This is a genomic window from Gilliamella sp. (genome assembly GCF_024104075.1).
GTDB lineage: Bacteria > Pseudomonadota > Gammaproteobacteria > Enterobacterales > Orbaceae > Gilliamella > Gilliamella bombi.
The window spans coordinates 1-20,791 of the sequence record NZ_JAGGHR010000038.1 but is presented as its reverse complement, the minus strand read 5'-3'; the positions used below and the strand labels follow the sequence as shown (position 1 = coordinate 20,791).

At 37.1% G+C, this 20,791-nt stretch carries 18 protein-coding genes, 1 tRNA gene and 1 other annotated feature; of the genes, 3 read left to right on the top strand and 16 right to left on the bottom strand.

Going from position 1 to position 20,791, the window contains the following annotated elements; all coding sequences use genetic code 11:
- Positions 1–56: 56 nt before the first annotated feature.
- From truB to J6569_RS09675, 11 genes are all read right to left on the bottom strand, one after another.
- On the bottom strand, positions 57–974 hold the full coding sequence (truB, locus tag J6569_RS09725; RefSeq protein WP_366941263.1) for a tRNA pseudouridine(55) synthase TruB: 918 nt from the start codon (positions 972–974) through the stop codon (positions 57–59).
- A gap of 66 nt (positions 975–1,040) precedes the next feature.
- Positions 1,041–1,418: a 30S ribosome-binding factor RbfA gene (rbfA, locus tag J6569_RS09720; protein ID WP_065560170.1), complete on the bottom strand. Its 378-nt coding sequence runs from the start codon at positions 1,416–1,418 to the stop codon at positions 1,041–1,043.
- A 66-nt stretch (positions 1,419–1,484) separates the two neighbouring features.
- Positions 1,485–4,148: a translation initiation factor IF-2 gene (gene infB, locus J6569_RS09715; RefSeq protein WP_174798026.1), complete on the bottom strand. Its 2,664-nt coding sequence runs from the start codon at positions 4,146–4,148 to the stop codon at positions 1,485–1,487.
- A gap of 17 nt (positions 4,149–4,165) precedes the next feature.
- The gene (nusA, locus tag J6569_RS09710; RefSeq protein ID WP_034910699.1) at positions 4,166–5,641 is read right to left on the bottom strand and encodes a transcription termination factor NusA; all 1,476 of its coding nucleotides are present in this window, start codon (positions 5,639–5,641) and stop codon (positions 4,166–4,168) included.
- A gap of 16 nt (positions 5,642–5,657) precedes the next feature.
- Positions 5,658–6,119, bottom strand: a complete 462-nt coding sequence (gene rimP / locus J6569_RS09705; RefSeq protein WP_296318337.1) for a ribosome maturation factor RimP — start codon at positions 6,117–6,119, stop codon at positions 5,658–5,660.
- Positions 6,120–6,310: 191 nt separating this feature from the next.
- Positions 6,311–6,387 (bottom strand) — tRNA-Met (locus tag J6569_RS09700).
- A 218-nt stretch (positions 6,388–6,605) separates the two neighbouring features.
- The gene (gene trpA, locus J6569_RS09695) at positions 6,606–7,412 is read right to left on the bottom strand and encodes a tryptophan synthase subunit alpha (RefSeq protein WP_296208526.1); all 807 of its coding nucleotides are present in this window, start codon (positions 7,410–7,412) and stop codon (positions 6,606–6,608) included.
- Positions 7,409–8,608, bottom strand: coding sequence for a tryptophan synthase subunit beta (gene trpB / locus J6569_RS09690; protein ID WP_174798024.1), 1,200 nt, complete (start codon positions 8,606–8,608; stop codon positions 7,409–7,411). The genes trpA and trpB overlap by 4 nt, the downstream gene beginning before the upstream one ends.
- A 20-nt stretch (positions 8,609–8,628) precedes the next feature.
- Positions 8,629–10,011, bottom strand: a complete 1,383-nt coding sequence (gene trpCF, locus J6569_RS09685; protein ID WP_065590105.1) for a bifunctional indole-3-glycerol-phosphate synthase TrpC/phosphoribosylanthranilate isomerase TrpF — start codon at positions 10,009–10,011, stop codon at positions 8,629–8,631.
- 15 nt (positions 10,012–10,026) lie between these two features.
- The gene (trpD, locus tag J6569_RS09680) at positions 10,027–11,658 is read right to left on the bottom strand and encodes a bifunctional anthranilate synthase glutamate amidotransferase component TrpG/anthranilate phosphoribosyltransferase TrpD (RefSeq protein ID WP_085164143.1); all 1,632 of its coding nucleotides are present in this window, start codon (positions 11,656–11,658) and stop codon (positions 10,027–10,029) included.
- On the bottom strand, positions 11,658–13,220 hold the full coding sequence (locus J6569_RS09675; RefSeq protein ID WP_296318336.1) for an anthranilate synthase component 1: 1,563 nt from the start codon (positions 13,218–13,220) through the stop codon (positions 11,658–11,660). Before J6569_RS09675 ends, trpD begins: the two co-directional genes overlap by 1 nt.
- Before the next feature lie 54 nt (positions 13,221–13,274).
- Positions 13,275–13,360, bottom strand: a sequence feature (Trp leader region).
- Positions 13,361–13,580: 220 nt separating this feature from the next.
- Between J6569_RS09675 and J6569_RS09670 the strand changes: the two genes are divergently transcribed.
- From J6569_RS09670 to J6569_RS09660, 3 genes are all read left to right on the top strand, one after another.
- Positions 13,581–14,489, top strand: coding sequence for an SPFH domain-containing protein (locus J6569_RS09670; protein WP_085164139.1), 909 nt, complete (start codon positions 13,581–13,583; stop codon positions 14,487–14,489).
- A gap of 106 nt (positions 14,490–14,595) precedes the next feature.
- Positions 14,596–14,826 carry a hypothetical protein gene (locus J6569_RS09665; RefSeq protein ID WP_065610987.1) on the top strand — a complete coding sequence of 77 codons (231 nt, stop codon included), beginning with the start codon at positions 14,596–14,598 and terminating at the stop codon, positions 14,824–14,826.
- A gap of 106 nt (positions 14,827–14,932) precedes the next feature.
- Complete coding sequence (locus J6569_RS09660) at positions 14,933–15,397, top strand: NfeD family protein (RefSeq protein WP_065560179.1); 465 nt, start codon at positions 14,933–14,935, stop codon at positions 15,395–15,397.
- A 53-nt stretch (positions 15,398–15,450) separates the two neighbouring features.
- Here J6569_RS09660 and yqfB read toward each other — a convergent pair whose 3' ends face one another.
- From yqfB to J6569_RS09635, 5 genes are all read right to left on the bottom strand, one after another.
- Entirely contained in the window at positions 15,451–15,759 is a 309-nt protein-coding gene (gene yqfB / locus J6569_RS09655) for a N(4)-acetylcytidine aminohydrolase (RefSeq protein WP_034910676.1), read from the bottom strand.
- A gap of 43 nt (positions 15,760–15,802) precedes the next feature.
- On the bottom strand, positions 15,803–18,082 hold the full coding sequence (gene bglX / locus J6569_RS09650; protein ID WP_366941262.1) for a beta-glucosidase BglX: 2,280 nt from the start codon (positions 18,080–18,082) through the stop codon (positions 15,803–15,805).
- Positions 18,083–18,296: 214 nt separating this feature from the next.
- A complete protein-coding gene (locus tag J6569_RS09645) occupies positions 18,297–18,788 on the bottom strand; it encodes a YajQ family cyclic di-GMP-binding protein (RefSeq protein WP_065560184.1) in 492 nt (163 codons plus the stop codon).
- A gap of 104 nt (positions 18,789–18,892) precedes the next feature.
- Positions 18,893–19,717 carry a 2,3,4,5-tetrahydropyridine-2,6-dicarboxylate N-succinyltransferase gene (dapD, locus tag J6569_RS09640; RefSeq protein WP_065560185.1) on the bottom strand — a complete coding sequence of 275 codons (825 nt, stop codon included), beginning with the start codon at positions 19,715–19,717 and terminating at the stop codon, positions 18,893–18,895.
- Between the two features lie 732 nt (positions 19,718–20,449).
- Positions 20,450–20,791, bottom strand: a 342-nt coding sequence (locus J6569_RS09635) for a hypothetical protein (RefSeq protein WP_296318334.1), incomplete at its 5' end; no start/stop codon positions are given.

Below are 20,791 nucleotides of genomic sequence, written 5' to 3'. Positions count from 1 at the left end.
AAATTACCAGTCGCCGATTGAATACAAAAGAAATCGATGACCTTATCTTTTTGGTACTAAAAAGTGTGGACATACCAGGATGTTGATATTAAACGCTTTGACGATAATTTGTTATTTTGCATTATACCAGCGCCAATAAATTGCTTGCCTTGATAAATTCGCACTAAGGTTTCAACTTGCGTGGAGCTTTCAAGTTCAATGGTTCGTCCTAATAATATGTCTTTACCTTGCGTATCGCTAAGGGTAACTTTTGGGCGATCTTGCAATGGGCTGTCAACGGGCATTAGTAGATCATCTTTAAGTTCGATATTTTGTAGCTGTTCTAAGGTGACCATGTTTTCAATCGGGTAATTGGAAACTTGTAAACGCCTTAAATAAATAACGTGTGCTCCGCAACCCAATAATTCCCCTAAATCATCAATAATGGTTCGGATGTAGGTGCCTTTTGAGCAGTGTATTTCTAACGTTAATTCGTTTTTTATGGCATCAAATTGGATAAATTGATTTTCGTAAACGGTAATTGGTCTAGCTTCACGTTCAACCACAATACCTTGGCGAGCATATTGGTAAAGTGGTTTTCCTTGATATTTTAATGCCGAAAACATAGTTGGCACTTGTAAAATATTACCGCGAAAATGAGTTAAAGCTTGGTTGATTTGTGATCCAGTCACTTTAACAGGTTTGGTACATATAATTTGACCATCAGCATCAGATGTGTCGGTTCGTTCTCCTAGTTTGGCGATCACACGATAACGCTTATCTGAATCCAATAAATATTGTGAAAATTTGGTTGCTTCACCAAAACAGATAGGAAGCATCCCTGTCGCTAGTGGATCAAGAGCTCCCGTATGCCCTGCCTTTTTAGCATTAAATAACCATTTTACTTTTTGCAACGCATCATTTGATGTCATGCTTTGTGGTTTGTCTAGTAATAAAACGCCGTGAAGATCACGGCGAGTTTTTTTTATATTCATCATTTTTATACTGAAACACATAGTTACCTGAAACTTTTTGACAGAGTTCAGGACTATTTTTTAATATTAATCTTTATGACGCTCATTATCTTGTTTGATAACATCCGCCACCAAACTCGACATTTGCATACCTTTAACAAGCGACTCATCGTAAAAGAATTTTATCTCTGGAATGATTCGCAAACGCATCGCTTTGCCAATTAAGGTTCGAATGTAACCTTTAGCATCATTAAGTACCGTTAATCCTTGTTCAATAACTTGTGGATCATCGTCATTCAAAAAAGTCACAAAAACTTTGGCATACGAAAGATCACGCGAGATATCAACGCCTGAAACGGTTACCATACCAAGACGAGGGTCTTTGATTTCTCGTTGTAAGATAATTGCAATTTCTTTTTGTAATTCATGCCCAACTCGAGATGAACGATTAAATGCTTTTGCCATATCTATTTTCCTTATAAATGAATAAGCAAGGACTATACCTTGCTTATAACATCAAATACGTTGTAATTAGATCGTACGTTTGATTTCGATAGTTTCAAAAACTTCAATCGTGTCGCCAACACGAACATCGTTGTAGTTACGCACACCAATACCACATTCGGTTCCATTACGTACTTCGTTAACATCATCTTTAAAGCGACGTAATGATTCAAGTTCGCCTTCATAGATAACAACGTTATCACGCAATACACGAATTGGGTTGTGACGTTTAACAACACCTTCGGTTACCATACAACCTGCAATTGCACCAAATTTAGGTGATTTAAACACATCACGCACTTGAGCAAGACCAATAATTTCTTGTTTGTATTCTGGTGCAAGCATACCGCTCATGGCTTGTTTAACTTCGTCAATTAGATCATAAATAACAGAGTAATAACGTAGATCTAAATTTTCTGATTCAATCACTTTACGTGCTGAAGCATCGGCACGAACGTTAAAGCCTAAAATGATCGCATTTGATGCAGCAGCCAGTGATGCGTCAGTTTCGGTTATACCACCCACACCTGATCCAATAATTTTAACTTTAACTTCATCTGTTGATAGTTTAAGTAATGAATCAGAAATCGCCTCAGCAGAACCTTGAACATCTGCTTTTAGAACAATATTAAGTTCAGAAACATCGCCTTCTGTCATGTTGGTAAACATGTTTTCAAGCTTCGCCTTTTGTTGACGAGCAAGTTTTACATCACGGAATTTACCTTGTCGATAAAGCGCAACTTCACGAGCTTTCTTTTCATCGCGTACAACAGTAGCTTCGTCACCAGCTGATGGTACTCCAGACAAGCCAAGAATTTCAACTGGTATTGATGGACCAGCTTCAGTCACTTCTTTACCTAGTTCATTACGCATCGCTCGGATACGACCGTATTCAAATCCACAAAGTACGATATCACCTTTATGCAATGTACCTGATTGAACTAGTACTGTTGCAACTGAACCACGACCCTTATCAAGGAATGATTCAATCACAACGCCGCTTGCCATACCTGTTTCGTACGCGGTTAATTCAAGCACTTCAGCTTGTAGTAAGATGGCTTCAAGTAGTTGATCAATACCAGTACCTGCTTTAGCAGACACATGAACAAACTGAGTATCCCCCCCCCAATCTTCTGACATCACGCCATATTGTGCAAGTTCGCCTTTTACACGCTCTGGATCAGCTTCAGGTTTATCAATTTTGTTAACAGCAACAACAATTGGTACATTTGCCGCTTTAGCATGTTGGATTGCTTCTATAGTTTGTGGCATTACACCATCATCAGCAGCAACAACAAGTACTACAATATCCGTTGCTTTAGCACCCCGCGCACGCATAGAGGTAAACGCCGCATGACCTGGAGTATCTAAGAAAGTTATTTCTCCATTTGGTGTTTTAACATGATAAGCACCGATATGTTGTGTAATTCCACCAGCTTCGCCTGAAGCCACTTTTGCTTTACGAATATAGTCAAGTAAAGAAGTTTTACCATGGTCAACGTGTCCCATAATGGTAACTACAGGTGCACGAGAAACTTTTTCTGCACCTGTATCACGATCGCTCATAAGAGATTCTTCGAGCTCATTTTCACGACGAAGTACTACTTTATGTCCCATTTCTTCAGCCACTAATTGTGCTGTTTCTTGATCGATAACTTGATTAATAGTTGCCATTGCCCCCATTTTCATCATAGTTTTGATCACTTCGGAACCTTTTACTGCCATTTTATTCGCTAATTCAGCAACGGTAATGGTTTCACCAATAACAACATCACGATTAACCGCTTGGACAGGTTTAGTAAAACTTTGTTGCAACGTGCTTTTACCTTTCTTTTTATTATGGCCGCCACGAGTCACAGCTCGAGCTTCTTCACGTTCCGCTTTGCCTTCTGATAACTTGTTGCCTTTTTTCTGTTTAGTTTGTTTAGTATTTCGACCACGTCCACGAGCGCTTTCAACTTCACGATCAGTTTCATCTTCTGCTGCTCTAGCGTATTTAGAGGTTGTCACATGATAATCTTCATCTTCTGTATGATCACTATCATCAACTTCATTATATTGTTCTGCTAGCTTACGAGCTTCTTCAGCCATACGCTTGGCATCTTCCTCTAATTTTCGACGATTTTCTTCTTCCGCTTTACGTTTAATTTCATTCGCTTCAGCTTCTAATCGTGCTTTTTCTTCTTGCGCTTTTTTTACTTTTGGATCAACTGCTCGCTCTTGTGCCGCTTTCGCTTTTTCCTCTTGAGCACGCTTTTTCGCTTCTTCTTCAGCTTTCTTTTCTTTTTCTTCCGCTTCTTTACGCGCTTTTAATTCGGCTTCTTGTTTCGCTTTTAATTCGGCTTCTTGGCGAGCTTTTTGTTCAGCTTCTAAGCGTGCTTTTTCTTGCTCCGCCGCAATTTCAGCTGGATCGCGTTTAACAAAAGTTCGTTTTTTACGAACTTCTACTTTTATTTCTTTGCTTTTGCCACCACCGCTCGACACATTTAAGGTTGAGTGCGTCTTACGTTGCAATGTTAACTTTGTTGGACCTTGCTGAGGTTTTAAATGAGCAAGCAAAGCTTCTTTCTCCTTTTGTGTGACAGTGTCTGTTGCAGATTTCTTCATACCTGCATCAGCAAACTGTTGCAAAAGTGTTTGCACTGGTGTATTGATTTCTTGAGCCAGTGTTTCTATTGATACTTTGGTCATGTATTACTTTTCCTCAATTATTCATCTGCAAACCAACAAATATTACGAGCAGCCATAATAAAATCGCCAGCTTGTTCGTTTGTTATACCTTCAATTTCAGCTAAATCATCAGTACCTTGTTCTGCTAAATCTTCCAAAGTAATGATGTCATGTTGTACTAATTGATAAGCTAACTCTTGTGTCATACCAGGTAGATTTAGCAAATCTTGAGCTGGTTGTTTTTCGCCACTATTTGCTAGTGCAAGTGTTGTTAATGCATCTTTTGCTCGCGTTCTTAATGCTTCAACAAGATCTTCATCAAGTTCTTCAATTTCAAGCAATTCGTCAACTGGCACATAGGCAAGTTCCTCAAGTGAGGTAAAGCCTTCTTCAACTAATAGCTGTGCAAGCCCTTCATCAATATCAAGATGTTTCATCAAATTATTGATTGCAGCAAAAGATTCTGCATGATGTTTTTCTTGTAAATCTTCGTTACTCATCACATTTAGTGTCCAGCCAGTAAGCTGTGAAGCTAAACGGATATTCTGACCATTTCGACCAATGGCTTGTGGTAAAGTTTCAGCATTGACGGCTACATCCATGGTGTGTTTGTCTTCATCAACAACAATTGAAACAACATCTGCCGGCGCCATAGCATTAATTACGTATTGTGCAGGATTATCGTCCCATAAAACAATGTCAATACGTTCTCCACCAAATTCATTAGATACTGCTTGTACGCGCGCACCACGCATACCAACACAAGCACCAACAGGGTCAATACGACGATCATTACTACTAACTGCGATTTTAGCACGTGAGCCAGGATCACGAGCCACGCCTTTGATGTCAATCATCTCTTCACCAATTTCAGGGACTTCAATGCGGAATAACTCTTCCATCATTTCAGGGTTTGAACGGCTAATGCATAGTTGTGCAGGTTTATTATTTTGTTCTACAAGATATAAAATACCACGGACACGATCGCCTATACGGAAGTTTTCACGCGGTAACATATCATGGCGTGACATCATTGCGTCTGCATTGTTACCTAAATCAAGAATCACGCTATCGCGATTGGTTTTTTTGACAATTCCAGTCACAATATCACCAATACGATTTCTAAACATGTCAATGATCATTGCACGCTCAGCTTCGCGTACCTTTTGTACGATAACTTGTTTTGCTGTTTGTGTGGTTATACGGTCAAAAGCAACGGATTCAATTTGCTCTTCAACGTAATCGCCAAGTTTAACAGATGGGTCTTCGTATTGTGCAGCGTCTAATGTCATTTCTTTAGTTGGTTGCGTAACTTCATCAACAACAAGCCAACGGCGGAAAGTGTCGTAATCACCTGTTTTATGATCTATTTTAACAACAACGTCAATATCAACATTATGCTTCTTTTTTGTGGCCGTTGCTAATGCGGTTTCTAAAGCTTCGAAAATTTTATCACGCGTAAGTGCTTTTTCGTTTGATACAGCTTCAACAACAGCTAAAATTTCTTTATTCATCCTTTACATCCGTACTCTATTTAAGGTTAAAATTAGGTACAATATTCGCTTTTTGAATATTACTAAAAGCAAATACTTCATCTTTATCATCTACAGTTAATGTAATCATTTGGCTATCGATAGACTTAATTCGTCCTTTCCATTTACGGCGATTAGCAACAGGTATACGTAGACTGACTGTAACTTCTTCACCAATAAACCACTGATAATGCTCAAGCGTAAACAAAGGTCTGTCCATTCCTGGTGATGAAACTTCAAGATTGTAAGCATCTTTGATCGGGTCTTCTACATCAAGCACCGCACTGATTTGACGGCTTGCATCAGCACAATCATCAACCGTAATACCATTTTCACTATCAATATAGACTCGTAGTATAGGATAACGACCACGAATATATTCAACTCCGACTAATTCAAAACCAAGTGCATTAACTGGCTCTTGGATAATATCGGTTAATTGTTGTTCTATATTAGCCAAACAAACCTCCACAGCAGAAAATAAAAAAGGGCATAAAGCCCAACATTCTTTTTAAACTTACGCTTAAATCACTACACGAAAAAAAGCCTCGACATGCGAGGCTTACATTCAAAAACTAACTATAATGAAGCCACTTTATTCGAACTTTCAGACAATAACAGGATAAATTGGTTTATGAATGAAAATTTAAGTGGTTGCGGGGGCTGGATTTGAACCAACGACCTTCGGGTTATGAGCCCGACGAGCTACCAAGCTGCTCCACCCCGCGATAGATGAATGAGAATTATACGGCATTTTAAATAAAATGCAACTGCAAATCACACTGATTTTATCAGTAACCTTAAAATTATTAAAAATATGCTACACGTCAATTTTAATATATATACCACTTAACTTAAGCATAATTGTTTAACTTATATTGGCACAATAATTCCATTCTCAAGCCTATTATTGTGCCCACTATTTAGTACTATAAAGTAATATAAATTACTTGCTAGTTGCCTGTTTCATTGATTGAACAAATTTGGCTAATTGGTTAAGCATTTGTTCAGGATTGTCGAGGTTTTTCTCAATAATTTTTACTGTTGCCGATCCGCTAATTGCCCCAACTGCACCGGATTTAATCGCTTCGCTAACTTGATTCGGTTCTGAAATACCAAACCCTTGTAACGCAGGTGGAGCGCCAAACTCAACTAATTTTTTGATCAGATGGGTAAGCGGTTTGTTAGCTCGATTTTCAGCACCAGTAACACCTGCTCGTGATACCAAATAGGTATAACCTTTGCCTTGCTTAGCAATACTTTGAATGACTTTATCATCAGCATTTGGTGGACAAATAAAAATCGGTGCTATATTGTATTTTTCGGCGGCCACTGTAAATTCTTGTGCATATTGAGCTGGCAAATCAGCAATCAATACTGAATCAACTCCCGCTTTGGCACACTTGGCATAAAAGTCGTCGATACCATTTTTGAAAACTAAATTAGCATAAATAAGTAATCCTATTGGAATATTGGTGTATTGCGCTCTGACATTGGTTAAAATTTCAAAACACTTTTCAACTGTTATTCCTGCTTTAAATGCCCGAATATTGGCATTTTGAATAGTTGGACCATCGGCCATAGGATCTGAAAATGGGATCCCTAGCTCTAGTGCATCAGCGCCAGATTCAATTAAAGTTTGAATGATTTTAAATGACAGTTCTGGCGTTGGATCACCAACTGGAACAAAAGGAACAAAAGCACCTCGTTTTTCGGCTGTTAATGTTGCAAACAGTTTTTGATAACGGCTCATTCTATTTCTCCTTTTGCTTTTAAAATATCATAAACGGTAAAGATATCTTTATCGCCACGCCCTGACAGGTTAACTATTAGTAGCTGTTCTTTAGTTGGATTTTCTTTTATCATTTTCATAGCATAAGCTAATGCGTGTGATGATTCTAACGCAGGAATAATACCTTCATGCCGTGATAACGCTTTAAATGCATCAAGCGCTTCATCATCAGTAATTGAAACATAATCAGCACGACCAATACTATCTAAATACGCATGCTGTGGACCAACTGATGGAAAATCTAACCCTGCCGATATTGAATAAGATTCTTCAATTTGTCCTTCTTCCGTTTGCATCATCGGTGATTTCATACCGAAATAGATGCCAAGCTTACCATGCTTTAACGAAGCGCCATGTTCGCCACTTTCAATCCCATGACCTCCTGGCTCTACACCAATTAATTTGACGGATTTATCATCAATAAAATTAGCAAACATACCAATTGCGTTTGAACCACCACCAACACATGCAATTACTGCATCAGGCAAACGTCCTTCTTTTTCAAGGATTTGTTGTTTAGCTTCGCGGCTGATCATCTGTTGAAATTCACGTACAATTGTTGGAAAAGGATGCGGACCTGCTGCTGTGCCAAGCATATAGTGAGCTTTTTCGTAACTACCAGACCAATCGCGTAGTGCTTCGTTACATGCATCTTTTAACGTTGCTGATCCCGTTTCAACTGGAATGACTGTTGCGCCCATCAATCGCATTCTAAATACGTTAGGAGCTTGGCGTTTAACATCTTTTGCACCCATATAAATTCGGCATTTTAAGCCAAGTAGTGCGCAGGCTAAAGCTGATGCAACACCATGTTGCCCTGCACCTGTTTCGGCAATGATTTCGGTTTTTCCCATTCTTTTTGCAAGTAAGGCTTGCCCTAATACTTGGTTGGTTTTGTGCGCACCACCATGCACTAAATCTTCTCGTTTTAAATAAAGCTTAGTTTTTGTTCCTGCAGTTAAATTTTTACATAATGTCAGTGCGGTTGGTCTACCTGCATAATTAACTAATAGGTCATTAAACTCTTTCTGAAAGTTTGGATCGTTGATTGCAGAGATGAAGGCATCCTCAAGTTGCTCAAGTACTGGCATTAATATTTGCGGGACATATTGCCCACCAAATTCGCCAAAGTAAGGATTTAATTTAGACATAACCATTCCTTTTTTAAATTAAAAAATTAAATTTGTTCAAATACTGCTTGGATTTTCTGTTTATCTTTAACTCCTGGTGAAACTTCAACCCCTGAATTAAGATCAACACCAATCACATTCGTCGCTAAAGCTGATTTAATATTTTCTGGATTAATGCCTCCAGCTAAAATGACATTATTTAGATCTTGATTATCAAGTAGCGACCAATCAAAGCTTTTTCCTGTACCGCCTGCACCATGATCAAAGATATAACGAGACACTAATGGATTGGCATGTTCAGGTACAGCACCATCAATACTTAATGCTTGCCAAATTTGACAAGTTTTGGGTAATTCTTGGCGCAATGTTTTGATATAGTTTGCATCTTCATCTCCATGCAGTTGCACTGCATATAAAGATAACTGTTTTGCTATTTGGCATACGGTTTCAATATCTTCATTTCGAAATACACCAACCCAATTAAGTGGCGCTGCTGCAATAACTGTTCGAGCTTTAATTGGCTGTATATAACGTGCTGAATTTGTGACAAAAATCAAACCACCATAAACTGCACCAGCTTGATAAGCACTAACAGCATCTTCGGGACGTGTTAAACCGCATACTTTATTTTCGCCTAACATCACCTTACGAATTGCCAAAGTTAAGTTTGGTTCAGACATTAACGCACTGCCAATTAAGAATCCATCTGCAAAACGACTCAGTTCTTTAACCTGATTGTGAGTATAAATACCCGATTCACTAATAATAATGCGATCGTTAGGAATTGATTTGGATAAGGCCTTTACCCGATTTAGATCAACCGTCAAATCCCTTAAGTTACGATTATTAATACCGATTACTTTCGCACCCAGTTGGATGGCTCTTTCAACTTCGTTTTCAGTACTAGCTTCTGTCAATATCCCCATATTGAGCTTATGAGCAATGTTACTTAGATGACGATATTCATCATCCGTCAATACAGATAGCATTAATAGTACTGCGTCAGCTTGATAATAACGCGCTAAATAGATCTGATATTCATCAATAATAAAGTCCTTACAAAGCACGGGTTGTGTGATTTCATTACGAACTATGGGTAAAAATTCAAAGCTACCTTGAAAATATTTTTCATCAGTTAATACTGAAACTACTGAAGCATAATCTTTATAAACTTTAGCAATAGCGGCTGGATCAAAATCATCCCGAATCAATCCTTTTGATGGCGACGCTTTTTTACACTCTAAAATAAAAACCGTTTTAGGTTGATTTAACGCTTGATAAAAATTGCGATCACTAGGGAATATCGCTGATTTAAAGGTATTAATTGGCTTTACTGCTAACTGCTCAGTTAACCATGTTTGTTTATCTTCAATGATTTTTTTCAATACTGTTGCCATTTCAACATTTTTTACTAATGCTGCAATTGCCATGTTATTCTCCACTTATTATCTTGCTGCTAGTTGTTGTAATAATGCATAAGGTTTACCACTTTGCATCATTTCAATTGCCCGTTGTGCATTTTGTTTTAAATTTGACTCGCCAAATAAGCTCATTAACATCGCAACATTAGCGGCAATTGCTGATTGGTGTGCTGGTTTTCCGTGACCTTGTAAAATGGCAATTAACATATCACGATTCTGCTCAGGTGTACCCCCTTCAATATCTTTTAAGGTAAATGTTGGCAAGCCAAAATCGTCAGGTTTAAGCGTAAAATAACGAATTTCACCATCTTTAACTTCAGCAACGTCAGTTTTACCATGAATAGCAACTTCGTCCATTCCTGCACCATGCACCACATAAGCATGTTTATAATTAAGCATTTTTAATGTTTCAGCAATCGGTTGGATTAAATCTGGATGATACACGCCTAATAAAATACGTTTAGGACGAGATGGATTAATCAATGGCCCTAACACATTAAAAATGGTCCGAGTTTTTAATTGTTGGCGTATTGGTGCTGCATGGCGAAAACCTGAATGATATTGCTGGGCAAATAAAAAGCACACGCCAAGTTCATCTAATGCCTGACGAGATGTTTGTGCTGACATATTTAATTTAATGCCTAAGGCAGAAAGCACATCGGAAGAGCCTGATTTACTTGATACACCACGATTACCATGTTTAGCCACTTTATAACCTAATGCTGCAGCCACAAAAGCACTAGCTGTTGAGATGTTAATGCTATTGGTGCCATCACCCCCAGTACCAACAATATCAGTAAAATCATAATCTGGAGAATCAAAAAGATCGGCATTCTCAAGCAATGCTAAAGCTGCCCCTGCTATTTCATCCGGTTTTTCACCACGAACTTTCATACTAATTATTGCGGTAGCCAATACAGTTGGTTCAATCTTACCTTGAATAATTAAATTAAATAGTATTTTACTTTCCTCTTGTGTAAGGGTTTGCCCTAAATATAATTTATTAACAATAGGTTGAATATTATACTCTTGCTTATCAACAATAGCTTCCTGTTTTGGCTTCTCTTGTTTTTGTGGAGGATTTAGTGCCCATTTAATAGTTTGTTCTAATAATTCTACACCTTGAATGGTTAATATCGATTCTGGATGAAATTGAAAACCACAAACCCGATCCTCATCATTACGAACTGCCATTACAATATTATTGCAAAGCGCATTGATGGTTAGTGTTTTTGGAATATTTTCACCTTTTAAAGAGTGATAACGAGCCACCGGTAGCGGATTTGGTAATCCTTTAAACATCGCTTGCTCATCATGCTCAATTAAAGATGCCTTACCATGCAAAATATCGCCAGCTGGCACAATCGCTCCACCATAGGATTCCACAATAGCTTGATAACCAAGGCAGATACCAATAATAGGCAATTTACCTTTTAAACGTTTTAACAGTTCTGGCATGCATCCAGCGTCACTTGGCGCTCCTGGACCTGGTGATAACATTAAAATAGGGTTTTGCATTTGTGACAATTTTTCAATAATTACATTTGCAGGGATAGTATTTCGATAAATCGTCACACAATGCTTACTATTACGTAATTGATCGACCAAGTTATAAGTAAAAGAATCAATATTATCAATAAATAAGATATTAGCCATTAGAATACACCTTCTACATTATGCGCTGCCATGATAGCTCGAATAACTGCACGTGCTTTATTACGTGATTCATCAGATTCTGATTGTGGCTTTGAATCTAGCACCACACCACTGCCAGCTTGTACTGTCGCTATGCCATCTTCGACATAGGCACTTCGAATCACAATACAGGTATCAAGATCACCATTCGCGGTAAAATAGCCAACAGCACCACCATAGCTACCACGTTTAACTTTTTCTGATTCAGCAATTAATTGCATCGCACGAACTTTGGGTGCTCCTGTTAATGTTCCCATATTCATAGTGGCTTGATAAGCATGAAGCGCATCTAAATCACTGCGTAACTGACCAACCACACGCGAAACTAAATGCATCACAAAAGAGTAACGATCCACTTTTAACAAATCTTTAGTATAACGAGTACCGGGTTTACAGATACGCGCTAAATCGTTGCGAGCTAAATCAACTAACATTAAGTGTTCAGCCAGTTCTTTTTTATCGGTACGCATTTCGAGTTCTAATCGACTATCTAAATCATAATCAATATCGCCATTAGCAGTTAAACCTCGTGGACGAGTACCGGCAATTGGGTAAATTTCAACTTGATTAGTTGCTTTAGTATACTTAAGTGCACTTTCAGGTGAGGCTCCAAATAACACAAAATCACTATCTTGCATATAAAACATGTAAGGGCTTGGATTATTGTTTTTTAATACCTGATAAGCCGATAATGGCTCAGGGCAAGGTAATTTAAAACGCCGTGAAGGTACTGCTTGAAAAATTTCCCCCTGCTCAATTGCATCTTGCATTTTTTTGATAATTGTATTGAAATCATCATCACTTTTATTACATGTCACATCAATATTAGTAAGGGACTGAGTATGAATAGCTTTCATTGTGCTATTTAATGTTGCTTGTAAATTAATTAACCGTTGCGTTAAGCGCTCAGTTTCTTTTGAATCAGAAGTGAAAACCGTCGTTTTTAAAATGGATTTATGATCTTTATGATTTATTTCTAATATTGTTTCAGCTAAATAAAAACAGAAATCTTGACAACGCTGCTCTGTAGGTAAATTAGGTAAGTTTTCAAATCCAGCGACAAGGTCGTAACAAAATAGCCCACCAACAAAAATCGCATCTTGACCACATTGTTCAGGGATATTCACAATAGTCAATAATGTGCGTAATGCATCAAAAACTGATAGCGACTTTAATCTTGAATCTTCATCTTGCATACTATCAATAGTGGGAAATACCAATTTAAGTGTTTGTTCATCCACTTGTACATTATCTAACTTGTCTGTAAAAGCCTGTTGTAATAAAGGTAATAGCTTTTCACCATTTGTGGTCAATGCCTTAAAACTCACTTCATTATTTATTGCCGAAATACGTAATGCACTATCGACAATCATGACACTTTTAATTCCTTGCTTATTATCAATTTCGGCTGATTCTAGTAACAACGTTGCCGGTTTACTATCGCACAATTGATAAAACACTTGAGTTGGATCTTGATAATAACCGATGGTTTGGGTTATTTGTGTTAATGTCGGCTTATTCATTGTTGGCTCTCTACATTTAAATTTTTATTTAGCTGATTCGTTTAACATCCAAAAACTAAAAAACCCGCATAAAGCGGGTTGTGTAAAAAAGACAATACATCATTACATCACCCGCAAAAGGTAACGTACCACCAACCAAAGCTGGTGAATTGACGAGTAATAAGATGTAAATATTGTGCTTTCATAATTTTTATCGATTAAAAATAAATTTTGTACTATTAAACTAGTTTACTAGCACACTGTCAAGAGATTATTTATTTTTAAAAACAAACTTCGCATTTATAACTAGGCAAAAAATTTAATAATCTATAAAATGGTTGACTCATTTTTATTATAAAAAATTATAAGGATTTTTGAACTATGCCAGTATTTTATATCGTCATTGGTGTTATTGTTTTGCTTGCGTTAATTACTGTCTTAAAGGCAATTACAATTGTTCCCCAAGGTTATCAATATACTATCGAACGTTTTGGTAAATATACCCATACACTTGAACCCGGTTTAAATATCATTATTCCGTTTATGGATGGTGTTGGTCGTAAAATTAATATGATGGAGCAAGTACTCGATATTCCATCACAAGAAGTCATTTCAAAAGATAATGCTAATGTGCAAATTGATGCTGTTTGCTTTATCCAAGTACAAGAAGCAGCAAGGGCTGCATATCAAGTAAATCAATTAGAGCGTGCTGTCATTAATTTAATGATGACTAATATTCGTACTGTTTTAGGTAGCATGGAATTGGATGAAATGTTATCACAACGTGATCATATTAACTCTAAGTTACTAAGTATTGTCGATGAGGCAACAAGTCCATGGGGAATCAAAATTACCCGTATCGAAATTCGAGATGTTCGCCCACCAGCAGAATTGATTGCTGCGATGAATGCGCAAATGAAAGCAGAACGTAATAAACGTGCCGAAATTCTTGAAGCAGAAGGTGTTCGTCAAGCAGCGATTTTACGCTCTGAAGGTGAAAAACAATCTGAAATATTAAAAGCAGAAGGTGAAAAACAATCTGAAATATTAAAAGCAGAAGCGCGTGAACGTGCAGCCGAGGCAGAAGCAAGAGCAACTCAAATGGTATCCGATGCTATTGCTGCAGGTAATATTAATGCTATTAACTACTTTGTTGCCCAAAAATATACTGAAGCATTACAACAAATTGGTTCATCGGATAATAGTAAAGTGATTATGATGCCACTTGATGCGTCAAGTTTAATGGGTAGTATTGGTGGTATTGCTGAATTGATTAAAAACACGAAATAAAAAATCAATTTTTATACTTAAACATAGTGTTTCCTGAAACTTTTCAACAAAATCGTAAACTCTATATTTAGAAATTTCACTGAATGAATCTTAGAGGTGATTGATAATGAATGGTTTTTTGATGGTTTTCTATAATCCGCCTTATTGGGGATTTATTGTTCTAGGTGGTATTTTGCTAGTTATAAAATTACTCAATACTGGCAAATATGGTTTTTGGAGTGGGATCGCTACTTTTATTATTGTTTTAATTGCTTGGATTTTACCGTTTTCTTGGCCAATTTTGTGGATCATGGATAGCATTGGAGGCATTAACGAAATGATTAAAAATACTAAATAAAAATCAAATTTTATACTTAAACATAGTGTTTCCTGAAACTTTTTAACAAAATCTATAAACGCTATGTTTAAGATTTTTACTGAATGTATTATAAAGGTAATCAACAATGACTGATTTTTTTATGGTTTTCTATAGTTCGCCCCATTGGGTATTTATTGCTTTAGGCGGTATTTTGCTGATTATAGAATTACTTGGTACTGGTGGATACGGGCTTTGGAGTGGGATAGCTGCTATTATTGTTGGTTTAATTGCTTGGATTTTACCTCTTTCTTGGCCAATTTTATGGATTTTATTTGCAATTCTAACGCTTGTATCTGCTTATCTTTGGTGGCTTTGGCTCAAAAAGCAAGGTAAAGATAAATCAAGTAAAGGCGAAATCAATCAGCCACAACAAGATTTAATTGGTATTAAAACAGTTGTCACAGATGCTATTGTTAATGGCTCAGGTCGGGTAAAAATCAAAGATGGAACATGGTCGGCAAGATGCGTTGAAGATCTTAATGTTGGGCAGCGTGTTGAAATTATTGCTGTGGATGGTTTAATTTTAGATGTGCTACCTATAAATCAATAGTTTTTTGCTAGTTATAAAAATAAATAGGGCGCATTAACAATGCGTCTTTTTTATTATAAGAGCGAAAAATGAATTACAAAAAAATGATTTTCATTGGGGTATATGTCAGAAATTACTTTTTTCAAATCACTCAAAGTCATATTCTCTTGTTGGGCATGGTTTTCGGTAAGTTGATCAAATGTAATTTGTGTAATGTTAACTATTTTAATTGTACAAAAATACTCATCAGTTTCAAAAGTTCCAACACGAAGCTTATCACCAACTTTAAAATGTGATTCACTCTTATCTCGAATGGTAATGACTTTTAAACCAGCTAAAATATCAGACTTAAAACGTTGATAAAAAGTAATATCATTTTGCACAGCATTATCCTATGTGAAAATTACCCAAATTACTTAACAAGTATTAATCAAGCAAAGTAAATGTTTGCTTGTCCTGAGTTGTCGAATCACTACCGATATACACATTAAATTTTCCTGGTTCGGCAACATATTGCATTTTATTGTTCCAGAATTTCAGCATATCATATTTAATCACAAATTTTACTTGACCCTTAGTGTGCGGTTTTAAAGTAATATTATCAAAACCAATTAACTCTTTCACTGGGCGGCTAACCGACGCTGTCACATCTTGCAAATAAAGCTGGACGGTCTGCATACCTTCTCTATTTCCTGTATTTTCAACATTAACGGTGACAATAATTTCACCATCTCGATTCATTTTAGTACTTGATAACGAAAAGTCCATCGCAAAATTGGTATAACTCAAACCAAATCCGAAGGGGAATAACGGCTCATTAGGACTATCAAAATACGAGGTTGTATATTTGCCCATATTTTCCGTACCACGAGGACGGCCTGTATTCAAATGGCTATAATAGACTGGGATCTGCCCAACATTATAAGGAAAAGACATGGGCAATTTGCCCGAAGGGTTATAGTCACCAAATAGCACATCGGCAATAGCATTACCACCTTCGGTTCCTAAAAACCAAGTTTCAAGCATAGCATCTGCTTGAGCATACTCTTCAGATAATGTTAAAGGACGACCATTCATTAAGACAATGACCAAAGGTTTACCTGTTTTTTTCATTGCTTTAATTAATTGTTTTTGAGTTGCTTGCAAAGATAGATCTGTTCGACTTGATGACTCATGAGCCATACCTTCTGCCTCACCAACAAAGGCAATAACAATATCAGCTTTTTTAGCTATTTTCACCGCTTCTGCAATCATTTTATCGGCTGGTCGATTATCAAATTTAGTTGTTTCTCCGTATAAATTTAAAAACCGATATAAATTTTCATCATCAGAAAGATTGGCACCAAATGCATAGCTAATTGATTCAGGATTTTTAACTGCATTTTTAATACCTTCTAATGGAGTTACCGCTAAATTAGCACGCCCAGCTCCCGACCAACTCCCCAAAATATCACGTTTTGAATCAGCTAATGGACCAATCACCGCAATTTTCTTATTTTTAGCTAGCGGTAATATCTCATTCTCATTTTTTAATAACACAATACTGCGGCGTGCCACATCACGAGCTTCTTCACGATGTAATCGATTATCAGCAAACATTGTATCGATATCTAATTTTGGATCTAAATTACGATTAGGATCACTAAATAACCCCATATCATATTTAAGTTCAAGTACATGACGACAAGCTTGATTTATTTCATCTTCTGTAATGGCACCTTCTTCGACTAATTCAGGTAAAAATTGTAAGAAATATTCATCATTCATACTTATATCAATGCCAGCTTTAATCGCAACACGTACAGCATCTTTCGGATCACTAGCTACGCCATGATTAATAAGTTCACGAATAGCCCCATGATCACTGACAACAACACCATCAAAATGCCACTGATTCCGTAGCACTTCGGTTAACAACCAATGATTCCCCGTTGCTGGAATACCATTAACGCTCACTAACGAAACCATAACTGCCCTGCTACCTGCATCAATTGCTGCTTTATAAGGCACAAGATATTCTTGGAACATTTTGCGTTCGCTCATATCCGTACTGTTATACTCACGCCCTGCTTCAACTGCGCCATAAAGTGCAAAATGTTTTACTGATGTCACCAATGATTTTTTATCGGCAAGCGATTGCTTTTGCATCTTTTCAACAAAAATCCGCCCAGCTTCTGAGGTTAAATAAGGATCTTCTCCAAACCCTTCAGACACACGCCCCCATCTAGGATCACGTGTAATATCAACCATTGGCGCCCAAGTTATATTTAATCCATCCGAGGTAGCTTCGTCAGCTGATACTTCAGCAGCTTTTGCAATTGCACTACGATCCCAAGTGGATGCAATACCTAAATTAATTGGGAAGATAGTTCTATGTCCATGAATTATATCAAAACCAAAAAATAGAGGAATTTTATTGCGAGATTTTAGAGCACGCTCCTGCATTTGAGAAAGGTCAGGTTCGACAACAGTATTAAAAATGCCACCAATTTCACCTGCTTCAATTTTATCAAGTACTTTATCTAACGTTAGATCACCACCAACACTAATTAGGCGCAATTGTCCCGCTTTTTCTTGAAGCGTCATTTTTGATAATAGATTATCAATAAAAACTTTCTTTATTTCCTTTACTTCGCTATTAGGTTCTTGTGCAAACAAATGCCCAGAAAAGATAAGAAAAAATAAATATATAGCTACTTTTTTCATCATAATAAATATTGTTATAATTAAGAGGATAGACAAGCAGACAGCATAACGTATTTACAAAAAATCTCGTTTTTTTATCTACTTACATTCAGGTTTAAAACATCATAATAGTTATTGCATCCCCTTATTCAAACACTGTCTTTTCTGAAATTTTTTACAAAGTTTAAGGGATAATATTGCCGACAATTGTTGGCAATATCAACTCAATAACACATTAATCTCTAAAATTGGTAAATTGAAACGGTTGACCAAATTCGCTATTTTTAACCAATGCCATAGTAGCTTGTAAATCATCACGTGATTTACCTGTAACACGGACTTGTTCACCTTGTACTTGAGCTTGTACTTTAATTTTGCTGTCTTTGATCGCTTTTACAATCTTTTTAGATAGCTCTTTATCAATACCCTGCTTAAGCTTAACCGTAATGCTATAAAGTTTACCGCTGTGCTCCATTTCTTCAGGAATTTCAAGTGCACCACCATCAATACCTCGTTTAGCTAGCTTATCGCGCAGGATATCGAGCAGTTGCTGTACTTGAAAATCAGATTGGCTTGTTGCTTTAATCGTTTCATTTTTTTCATTTAATTCAAACGATGCTTCAACATTTTTAAAGTCCCAACGAGTAGCTAACTCACGAGTGGCATTTTCAACACCATTTTTAACTTCTGGCATTTGAATTTCTGAAACGATATCAAAAGAAGGCATAAATTCTCCTCTTCTAATGGTTATAAAACTAAAATTATCTAGTTAATAAATAGAATAATCGTCGCCTAACAATAATTTAGACGACTTTAAAATATAAGCGTGAATTAATCGATAGTACGAAGCAATTCATTGATACCTACTTTACCTAAAGTTTTAGCATCAACTTTTTTCACAATAACTGCACAATAAAGACTATATTTGCCATCTTTTGTCGGTAAGTTGCCAGAAACAACTACTGAACCAGCTGGTACACGTCCATAGTGAATTTCACCAGTTGCACGGTCATATATTTTAGTACTTTGACCAATAAATACACCCATTGAAATTACGCTACCTTCTTCAACAATAACGCCTTCAACAATTTCGCTACGTGCACCAATAAAACAGTTATCTTCAATAATGGTTGGGTTAGCTTGTAACGGTTCTAAAACACCACCAATACCAACACCACCCGATAAATGAACATTTTTACCAATTTGCGCACAAGAACCAACTGTCACCCATGTATCAACCATCGTACCTTCATCGACATAAGCACCAATATTGACATAAGATGGCATTAATACAGTATTTCGAGCAACATAGGCACCTTTACGAGCAATAGCAGATGGAACAACACGGAAACCTTCTTGTTGGAATCTTGCTTGATCATATTCAGCAAATTTTAATGGCACTTTGTCATAATAGTTAGTTGGACCGCCATCAATCAGTTGGTTTTCGTTAATACGGAAAGAGAGCAAAACCGCTTTTTTTAACCATTGATGAGTTATCCAGTCACCATTAATTTTTTCTGCGACACGCATTTTACCACTGTCTAATAAAGCAATGCATTGGTTAATCGCATCACGTGTAACTGTATCAACATTTGACGGTGTAATTTCAGCACGACGTTCAAATGCTGCTTCAATAATAGTTTGTAATTGTTGCATCTCAAGTTTCCTTTAATTTATAGTCTGTTAGCAAATAATAATTAGATAGACAGTATAATATAATCTTTCTTGCTTTTTAAGTGGTTTAATCAAAACACCACAATCAATATCCAAGCAATCAAAAACAATCGAAATCTTAGTAAAGTCATAGGAAATCACAAAAAACAGAAAAATAAAAGCTTTAATAAAAATCAATACCTTTTCTGATCACTTTTGGGATGTAATTGCACTGCTTTTTAACACAAAACAACTCACAAAAACCACCTAAGGCTATGTTATTTGTCTTATTCTGGCGTCAGACAAATTTGTCTGGAACAAATTTGAACATCTGAGCACAGCAAAGATGGCCTCGAAAAGGCGAGTATCAGGATGATACGAGTAGCGCCGTAGACACATTATGCGCTAAAGCGAGGGATTGCAAAGGGTATTCGCTTTAATTCCCTTTGCTCGGACGTGGTCACTGTGGCTATTTTTTCACCTAAGGTCAAAACGTCCGAAACTTTGCCGTACTATAAATAGACCACGAATTTAAACCGCCACAGCGTAATCATTAGAATTGCCAACCACGCTTTCAGCGTCGGCGGGGGGGGGCGGCGCTATTGTGGCTTCGCCACAATAGCGCAACCCTAAGGAAAACGCCCCAACTTACGCGGGGGCTTTATTCTTTGTTATATTATCCTCTCAAGCACCGTCCCCCCCCGCGCCTAAGGATTAAGAACTAAACACTAAAAACTAAGGTGTGGTGCAAGCAGCAGAGAAGCTGTAACTGTTACCGTTGCCGTCAACGCCGCCACTAGTAGAGAGAACATGGAAATTACGGATACTTGTGGCATCACTCGTCCAGTAGTTGTTGCTGATGAAACCCGTATCAGCATAGCTGTTCATATTACCCCACTCCGTGAAAAAACCTGCTCCTACATGACGTCTATAATAAAAAGTACCTGACGACGGCATCGCACCATCTATGTTATTTATACATGGGAACCTACTACTATTTACATCACACTTCGCATTGGTTAAATCACTTACCCGTGACAAACGATAACCCAAACTATTACACCATGTGGTTTGATT

Bases quoted from the DNA above. Each gene is read 5' to 3' on its own strand.
- J6569_RS09645 (WP_065560184.1), bottom strand. From the start codon at position 18,788: ATGCCTTCTTTTGATATCGTTTCAGAAATTCAAATGCCAGAAGTTAAA.
- rbfA (WP_065560170.1), bottom strand. From the start codon at position 1,418: ATGGCAAAAGCATTTAATCGTTCATCTCGAGTTGGGCATGAATTACAA.
- trpA (WP_296208526.1), bottom strand. From the start codon at position 7,412: ATGAGCCGTTATCAAAAACTGTTTGCAACATTAACAGCCGAAAAACGA.
- bglX (WP_366941262.1), bottom strand. From the start codon at position 18,082: ATGAAAAAAGTAGCTATATATTTATTTTTTCTTATCTTTTCTGGGCAT.
- J6569_RS09670 (WP_085164139.1), top strand. From the start codon at position 13,581: ATGCCAGTATTTTATATCGTCATTGGTGTTATTGTTTTGCTTGCGTTA.
- J6569_RS09665 (WP_065610987.1), top strand. From the start codon at position 14,596: ATGAATGGTTTTTTGATGGTTTTCTATAATCCGCCTTATTGGGGATTT.
- J6569_RS09675 (WP_296318336.1), bottom strand. From the start codon at position 13,220: ATGAATAAGCCGACATTAACACAAATAACCCAAACCATCGGTTATTAT.
- infB (WP_174798026.1), bottom strand. From the start codon at position 4,148: ATGACCAAAGTATCAATAGAAACACTGGCTCAAGAAATCAATACACCA.
- truB (WP_366941263.1), bottom strand. From the start codon at position 974: ATGAATATAAAAAAAACTCGCCGTGATCTTCACGGCGTTTTATTACTA.
- trpCF (WP_065590105.1), bottom strand. From the start codon at position 10,011: ATGGCAATTGCAGCATTAGTAAAAAATGTTGAAATGGCAACAGTATTG.
- J6569_RS09660 (WP_065560179.1), top strand. From the start codon at position 14,933: ATGACTGATTTTTTTATGGTTTTCTATAGTTCGCCCCATTGGGTATTT.
- nusA (WP_034910699.1), bottom strand. From the start codon at position 5,641: ATGAATAAAGAAATTTTAGCTGTTGTTGAAGCTGTATCAAACGAAAAA.
- dapD (WP_065560185.1), bottom strand. From the start codon at position 19,717: ATGCAACAATTACAAACTATTATTGAAGCAGCATTTGAACGTCGTGCT.
- trpB (WP_174798024.1), bottom strand. From the start codon at position 8,608: ATGGTTATGTCTAAATTAAATCCTTACTTTGGCGAATTTGGTGGGCAA.
- trpD (WP_085164143.1), bottom strand. From the start codon at position 11,658: ATGGCTAATATCTTATTTATTGATAATATTGATTCTTTTACTTATAAC.